This is a genomic window from Citrobacter sp. KTE151 (genome assembly GCF_000398845.1).
GTDB classification, from domain to species: domain Bacteria; phylum Pseudomonadota; class Gammaproteobacteria; order Enterobacterales; family Enterobacteriaceae; genus Citrobacter; species Citrobacter braakii.
Map to the genome: position 1 here is coordinate 347,424 of NZ_KB976065.1, position 7,916 is coordinate 355,339.

The 7,916-nt window shown below is 45.6% G+C and carries 8 protein-coding genes and 1 pseudogene; 3 read left to right on the forward strand and 6 right to left on the reverse strand.

Annotated features, from left to right (window positions below):
• Positions 1-183: 183 nt before the first annotated feature.
• Together WC7_RS07000 and WC7_RS0124645 are read right to left on the reverse strand one after the other, a co-directional pair.
• A complete protein-coding gene (locus WC7_RS07000; RefSeq protein WP_016154325.1) occupies positions 184-933 on the reverse strand; it encodes a DUF6387 family protein in 750 nt (249 codons plus the stop codon).
• 8 nt (positions 934-941) lie between these two features.
• Positions 942-2,149 (reverse strand): annotated as a pseudogene (locus tag WC7_RS0124645) (tyrosine-type recombinase/integrase).
• Between the two features lie 267 nt (positions 2,150-2,416).
• Between WC7_RS0124645 and WC7_RS06995 the strand changes: the two are divergent.
• The 3 genes from WC7_RS06995 to WC7_RS06990 all read left to right on the forward strand — a co-directional run bounded on the left by WC7_RS06995 (position 2,417) and on the right by WC7_RS06990 (position 4,676).
• A complete protein-coding gene (locus WC7_RS06995; protein ID WP_032947156.1) occupies positions 2,417-3,631 on the forward strand; it encodes a site-specific integrase in 1,215 nt (404 codons plus the stop codon).
• 170 nt (positions 3,632-3,801) lie between these two features.
• The gene (locus WC7_RS26785) at positions 3,802-4,173 is read left to right on the forward strand and encodes a hypothetical protein (protein WP_155849805.1); all 372 of its coding nucleotides are present in this window, start codon (positions 3,802-3,804) and stop codon (positions 4,171-4,173) included.
• A gap of 101 nt (positions 4,174-4,274) precedes the next feature.
• Positions 4,275-4,676, forward strand: a complete 402-nt coding sequence (locus tag WC7_RS06990) for a hypothetical protein (protein ID WP_016154329.1) — start codon at positions 4,275-4,277, stop codon at positions 4,674-4,676.
• A 2-nt stretch (positions 4,677-4,678) separates the two neighbouring features.
• Here the strand turns inward: WC7_RS06990 and WC7_RS06985 are convergent, their stop codons facing one another.
• The 4 genes from WC7_RS06985 to WC7_RS06965 form a co-directional block, all read right to left on the reverse strand.
• On the reverse strand, positions 4,679-5,206 hold the full coding sequence (locus tag WC7_RS06985; protein WP_016154330.1) for an HNH endonuclease: 528 nt from the start codon (positions 5,204-5,206) through the stop codon (positions 4,679-4,681).
• A 404-nt stretch (positions 5,207-5,610) separates the two neighbouring features.
• Positions 5,611-6,063 (reverse strand): hypothetical protein, encoded by a 453-nt coding sequence (locus tag WC7_RS06980; RefSeq protein WP_016154331.1) that lies wholly within the window; start codon positions 6,061-6,063, stop codon positions 5,611-5,613.
• A 268-nt stretch (positions 6,064-6,331) separates the two neighbouring features.
• Positions 6,332-6,922, reverse strand: a complete 591-nt coding sequence (locus WC7_RS06970; protein ID WP_050566847.1) for a hypothetical protein — start codon at positions 6,920-6,922, stop codon at positions 6,332-6,334.
• Complete coding sequence (locus tag WC7_RS06965; protein ID WP_016154334.1) at positions 6,909-7,799, reverse strand: hypothetical protein; 891 nt, start codon at positions 7,797-7,799, stop codon at positions 6,909-6,911. Before WC7_RS06965 ends, WC7_RS06970 begins: the two co-directional genes overlap by 14 nt.
• Positions 7,800-7,916 lie beyond the last annotated feature (117 nt).

Genomic DNA, 7,916 nt, shown 5'->3' on the forward strand with positions numbered 1-7,916 from the left:
AAGTCTACGGGGGGAATTAGAATGCGTAATGAATCAGAAGTCGCGGAATGTGCGGAAATTTATTTTAGCTGTAATGAAGATTATTTATCACTGTCTGGAGGTTAACTAATCAAAGTTGCTTGGATTGACTAGAATTAATTTCACCTGGAATGATATGGATGCATTATCATTCCAGGTTCCTGGTTAGTAATCAGCGAGGCGGCTTTCTGAGGCATTCAAAAAACCAGCATTCATTACACTTGCTGATAACTCTGGCATTGTCTTCCTAACTCTTTCTATCGGATTAACATCATACTCATCAGGATAAAGCACTCTTGCCAATGCAACATGGTTAATTTCTAACCGCTCCCTCTTTGAAAATAAAATAGCATCCAGATATTGAAGCAATCTTAAATTAATAATTTTCCCTATCATGGCATCATTCAGAGATTTAGATGGTGATAAATTTTTGAGTTCCCTCTCATTAGCAATGATTATTTTTATTTGTTGCATTATATATTTATCCTCAGTATTTAAATCTATATGAAGCCTTAAGCCACTAGTAAACTCATCATATTCCTTGTCAATTTTATAAATATCCACAAGATCCATAATGTCAGACTCCTCCAACTTATGAACACTCGCATAACAATTACATTCATCAACTCTTGCTTGCAGCCACTCGGGTTTAAGTACCACCCCACTTTTCATTTCACTAATAAAGGAGTCAAAGCGTATCCGTTTTTCACCCTCTGCCTTTGCCGCAAGCTCCCGTGCCTTGTTACTCCAAAGATCTGGAAATAATTTAGGCTGGGCGTGATAATCGTAATCCCAATATTCACATCGTTCCCATAAAGCAGCGATCCATTCCACGTAGCTCAACCCCTTGGTATATGCATCATATCTTTCAAGATCAAACCACTCTAAAATTCTTTCTGCGCTATTTATTTTCATTGCAACCTTTATTTATTTCGCACCAATTGACCAAACGAGCCATGCATCACATTTCCCCTAACTTCCAAATCATCCATATAACTTGCGTACCACTGAAGCGTCCAGATACTGAGCGTGATTATACGTCCCACGAATTGAGTTCTTATCGACGTGTGCCAGCTGTATCTCTATCCATGCCGTGTTATAGCCTTGCTCATGCAAAATAGTGCTCATCGTGTGCCGAAAACCGTGCCCCGTTACCCTTCCTGCATAACCTATACGCCTGAATAAAACATTCATCGCCATTTCACTCATTGGCTTGCTGTGCTGGATCCTGCCCGGAAAAATAAACGAATAACGCCCTGTTATTGGCTTCAGTTGCTCAAGAATGGCGATAGCCTGATATGACAACGGCACACAATGAGGGCGACGTTTTTTCATGCGCTCCTTTGGTACTTCCCACACTTTATTTTCAAAGTCGATTTCCGACCACTCAGCCTGGCGAAGTTCTCCAGGGCGTAACCCGGTTATGATTAGGAGGCGAGCGGCCAGTTTCACAACCAGGCTGCCTGTATAAGAATTCAGGGCATCGAAAAAGGCGGGAAGTTCGTCAACACTAAGGAAGGCGTAATGTTCTTTCTTGTGCGGCGCAAATGCACCGGCAAGATCAGGGGCTGGGTTGTATTCGGCACGGCCGGTAACTATGGCGTACCGCCAAACCTCACCGCATCGCTGACGCACTTTGCGTAATTTCTCTGTTGCTCCTCGGTCGTTAAGTCTGGAGAGGACGTGCAGCAGCTCCATAGGCTTAATTTATGAAATAGGACGATGACCAATAAGCGGGAAAACGTCCTTTTCGAAAGTTGACAGCATTTCTTCCGCATAGGATTCAGACCAGCGATCAATGCGCTTTTCGTACCACTCCCGCGTTATTCCTTCGAAAGTGGCGCCATAAATAGCCTGACGATCTATTTTTCCCTGCTTTCTGACGTCGCTTGGATTTATACCAGCGACTACCAGTTTTTTGGCATCATCGCGTTTTTGCCGGGCATCAGTCAGGGAGAACGTGGGGTATGTACCAAGAGACAGCATTTTTGGCTTGCCGTCGAAACTACCGGAAGCGCCACCCTTTAGATCCGTTTGGTTCAATCAGCAGGGAAAGGCCATTTCCATCATTAAGTGTATAGGGCTTATCTTTTGGCTTGGAGCGCCTGATTTCAAGGTCTGTAAGCGGCATGTGTATAGTTTCGATGGTCGGTAATCACTCTATACACATCACTATACACAAATGCGTATAGATTCCGGTAGACGTCCGTAGACGTATAAACAGCGAATAATTGTTACAAGGCTCACAGATACTGGATTTGTAGACTTTGGGAGACGTTCAGAGAAGTGTGTTTGGAGCGGGCGAAGGGAATCGAACTAAATCGCTTTCTTATGTAATCGAAAGTGCCTAAGCCCATTGCTGGTGCGGTGAATATACATCACCACATGGGGTAACGCTATGGGTAGTAACAAGAAGAACCAGTATCTGTACAAACATGAAACAGGCCTTTGGATGTTTCAAATATCAGTCCCTAGGCATATGCGCCACTTAACCGATGGACGAAAGCTATTCAAGAAAAGCACAGGGCAGCGAGACGTTCTGAAAGCGAGAGTAATTCGAGACCGCTTAGTTGTTGAGTGGAACCACGTAAAGGAAAAGCACGCAATTGATACCGGAGCGGTATTATTAAATCGCGCTATCCACGCCATACAACAACTAGGAGAATCATCACAGGCGTTATCAGGCCAAAGGGTTATGCTACAGGCCGTTACGAATGAGTATCTTGCCGAGTACAAACAATCTCGAAGCCTCAGCACAATAAGCAAACATGCCCTAGCCTCTCGTTTATTTCTCAAGTATCTAAACGTTGCTGATACTGAACTAACAGGCATCAGCCGCACCGAGGTAACGGGATTTATTCGAGCGCTCAAGCCTAAGAAATCCACGCAGACTATCCAGAATTATTTATCAGGATTAAACACGGTGTACGAGTACGCCCGCCGTTGCTACGACAATATACCAGCGGCCTCCCCATTTACCGGGCATAGACTAGAGGCCAAGAGAACAATAAAAAGTTATGAAGCATTCGCCCCGGATGAAATAAATGTCCTACTTAATAACGCCTCAGACGATCTACGGGACGTTATTTTAATCGGGCTTTACTCAGGTATGCGGCTAGATGAAATCGCCTCTCTACGGATCTCTGACGCCTCAGAAATCGAGGGTGTCATGTGCTTTAGCGTGAGAGCAGCTAAAACAAAAGCAGGTGTACGGGTTGTACCAATGCACCCAGCGTTACAAAGCGTCGTTACTAGATGCAAACAATTGAACCAGCAAGGCGAGCTAGGCGAGTACCTGTTACCGCAGTCAAACTTGATAAAGCGGCTCGATGGTAAAAGGGGGCCGTGGTACAGCCAGCAATTCACCCGCCTACGGGATAAGGTTTTACCCAATGCCACAGACAGACAATGCTTTCATAGTCTGCGCGGAATGTTCATTACTGCCTTAGACCGCGCTGGCGTACCGGAGGATAGGATTGCACAAATTGTTGGTCATGAAAGGGGCAAGACTGAATCATTCAAAACTTACAGCTCTGGTGCACTTCTATCAGAATTAGCCGATTATGTGTCACTGGTACAAGCGATTTACCATGTGGAAGCCCCCCAAAGATGATCGATTAAACCGATCGATTAACGAGTATTGATCTATCAAACCAATTACCAATACCCTAGCACTGCTGGCAGAATGGAGTAAAATCAAGCTGCCACCTAAAAGATAGAGGCGAGATTGTTTAAGCCACAATGAAATTCACTCAACAACTCAAATAAATAAAAAGGTAAAGGATGGGTATACTATTTAAATTATTCGGACCATCAAAATCCGATTACAAAACATTACTACCATTTCAGCAATGGTTTTTAAATTATCATGACTCCAATGATTTTATGAAATCTCGACTAGGCACTTCTTTATTAGTACAATCATTCTCCATTGTAAATGAACTCCAACCAACTCTACCCCTGTATGCTCCTCTGCTAATGAAATATAAAAGAACCACATCCAAAGATATAATAGATAAAATACTCCTACCAGAATTGGAACTACTAAGTAGTGTTGACTTTGATAATTACATGATTGAACCTGCTCGTGTTGTTGGTGCAGCTCTTCTTATACAAATTTATGAAAGAGATCCCAGTTTATTTTCAAACTGGTAGGTGAGCAAAGTATTAATGCACAGTGGTTGTCGCCTAGATTACGGAACATAACGGCACAACTGTACCTGTATAATAACAATCCCATTCAGCAAGGGGCTAGTATGTTCAAGGTATCCATAATTAAAGGGCGGGCTATCTCAATAGTAGCCCAACTTATCGCACTGGGCTTTGTAGTAAGCATTCTATTTGTATTCTCTCGCGCTCCAATGAATGATGAAGCATCATATTATATTGGAAGCGGCACTGATAATATTTCTTTACGTGAGGTTAATATTAAACGCTTTAACGGCTGGTACTATAGTCTCGGTTGCTTATTAGAAGTTAACGGGCATCTCGTCACCGCCTCCCCTGACTCTTGCAATCAGTTACTAAATGAAACGATAACTTTATTCGATAAATACTACCCAACCAAGCCGAGGGAGTTTATTATTTACGGTCGAAATATTGGGCGGTGCAGTGACTTAACAACGCCCCGCTGCCCCGCCCTAGAAGATAATAAATAAATCTATCCATGACATGCGAATTGCCCGTGTGAGATTGTACGGGCTAATTGAACCTCATGGGTGAGTTGCTCAAGGTTCTTCCCATGCTTACGCCACCGCTTCCCGTCACTTTGTACTTGAGCACAATAAACCCCATTTTTTTTATTAACACTAATTCCCTTGGGTAGATTATTACCTGTAATACATTTACGTGCATTCTGGTTGTTCTGCGCTCTGGTAGCTAATCGCAGATTCAGGATATTGTTATTACCTCTATCCCCGTCTATATGGTCGATACAATGCCCAGCAGGAATAGTACCGTTGATAACAGACCAGATAATACGATGTACAGCGTACTTCTTTCCTTTTAATTGAACAGACCAATAACCATCTTTACCGAGAGTCCCAGCACAAGCACCGATTTTAACTCTCTGGGATAGGGCACGCTTCCAAGTTAAACCGCTCGGAGATTCTGTATCGACTGCGAAGCAATTAACTATAATATCATTCCCCTTATCATTACTTATAATAAGACACTCCTTAAAACACATTGAGTTTATATTGAGCAACAAAAAACAAACCAACAATAGAAATCAATATCAGTAAACCTATGAGGAACACCCTGCAATCTAAAACCATGTTAACCGCTCATAAATTTAAAAACACTGAACACCCATATTATGGAGCATTACTTTCATGAACGATTAACATGTACAAGAAGCAGAGCAAGGTTAAATTTTTTTGATTGAGACTTAACAGCACGGTAATAGTATAGGGGGGGGGTATTGGTGACAGCAGTACCGTACCACATTATACCAACTGATGATTTGAGTTAGAGGCACGATTGCTATTACCAACGTATAAGACGATATACCGATACAAGTTTGATTGAATTTTAAATCAATGGAGTATATTATTTTTGAAGTTAAAATACGTTGCGGCGATATGTAGCCCCTTAATCGGCGCTCCGACCATTGAACCTAGATACTTTTTTAACGTCTTTTTTCTGCACTTGCTCTTTATCAGTCTCAACAATTCGCGTTAGCAACTGAATCTCACGCTCAAGCTCCAAGTGCTTCAAAGCAGCGCGAACCTCAGCAGCAGGGAATGTTTCTAGCAAGGGATTAACGTCCCACAAGCCCTCGCCTATCTCTTGGATATCCCAACCTGTTTGTACTGACACTTCATAATCTAACGGGTGCAAGTGCTGGCCTCTGAACATCTCAGCCACATCAGGAGGCCATGACGATACCACTGTGGGTAATCCCGCAACACAAGTCGGGACGTGAACACCAAGCGAACTGGACACGCGATAACGAATACCGGATGGAGAATCATTGGCTAAGCAAAGCGACTCGTGAAGCGCTGGTACCTGCGTAGGGAGCGCCTTTTGTTTTGTGTACAGCATCAAACCTCCTTTTTGATTCGCTGGACAGATTCCAGACTCAGCAGAATCCGAACGGCGGCGGGAGCAGTCCACCGCCTCCCGTTCACCATGACTCGATAATCCCGCCCACCCGTTCTATTTAAACCGCCTGCTGGGTCGCCTTCCCGCTTATTCGCTTTACCTTTCCCAGAGCGTGCTCGCCACGCCAGCCCCGACGGTGCATCGCTACACAGCTTTAAAATGCGGTTAAGGGCAATAGCTTCTTGTAATGAACAACCAAGATCACCGTTCATGGCCTTTCTCCTATAGTGTTTTCGATATAATTCAAGATTTCCCGATACTCGGGATTGTTCATAAACTCAGCGTGTCGTTTCTGGTTAGGCTGGAGATACTGCACTCCCTGAGAACGTCCACCCTTGCCCGGCTGAAACAGCACGCCACGCTCTAGCAGCCACTGACCGCACTGGACACGCACCAGCATTAACTCGCCCCTGAACCAATCGAGGTACTGCTTCGCCTGCACGCGCTCCTGATACCGCTCTGAGGCCACCTCATCGGGGATATACCGGTACTCGGGATTCAGGATGTAAGGCGATTCGAGAAGAACAAACACCGCCTTGCTACGTTTAATACAGCAACCACGGCAAGCCAGATTCCGGGTGTACTGCTCGACACCGCCACATTTCACACACCGGAAGTCACCACTAGTGAAGAGTTTCTGCTTATCCATAATGGCGTTGTATCGAGCGGGGTTATGCTGCTGAATGCTGCTGAGCCGTTGTTGGTACTCGGGATAGCCTAACCGCATAAGCTGTAACTCCCGGTTAGTGGGGTGCTTACCGGATTGCAGGGGTAGTGTGCTGCCCTTACGCCAGCTCATCGGTGAACACCTTGCTTTGCATCTGCGGGCGTCGGCGGCCTAACAGAGTATCAATCTCACGCTGCTGCGCACGCTCACGCTGCAAGGTGTCCCGCAGGTTCTCACTGCACTGGATAACCACCCAGCCGGGATTGTCACCATTACCGGTTTCAGCAGAGTTCCACCACGCCAGCACCCATCCACCATCTCGGAACTGCACAGACACAGAATCACCCGTGTTCTTTGTCCCGATACTGGCGGTAATGCTACGGCTACCGGGAATCTTAGCCATTGCATCGGCCTTGTCTTTCCAGTCGGTATCTGCAATCAGGAACTGTACATCCTGCCCGGCCATGCTCTTGGCGATGTTCATGCGCCCGGCCTGAGCGTGCTCTTGGATTAGCTGCACCTCATCCGGGCTGAACTTCTCCCGCATCTTCTGAGTGAGCATGCACGCTTGCACAGAGTGAGCTAGCTCCTCCCCCAGTGCGTCGGCCTGTGCAGTATCCTTGTTGATTCTGGCTTGATTCAAGGCGCTGTGTTTGCTTCGGATGCTCAGATTCACCAGCTTAATCAGAAATCCACGCACCAGTAACTCGATATCCTCCGGCTTGCTGATTCTCACATCACGGAAAGCCTCATCCATACCACGTAGGATACTGCCATAGTGTGCCTGTAGGTACGCGCCTGCCTGTGTCGCGTCTGGCTTGTACATCTGGATGCTTGGTAACTCAGACGTATCTGTAGCGGCCTGCACAGCCTCCAGCAGTGTGTCCACTGTGGCTGTCAGTGAAAGGTAGTCGGTATCCTGTACGGTGCTCTGACTGGCCTCACAGGCTTCCTGTGCGGGACCGGGTACAGGTAGGGTGATTGTCTCAGTGTTGGTGCTTGTGTTCATACATTCTCCATTTGGTAGTTCTTAGGGGTTCAGTACAGGTGTTCAGTACAGGGGTTCAGTACAGGTGTTCAGTACAGGTGTTCAGTACAGGGGTTCAGTACAGGTGTTCAGTACAGG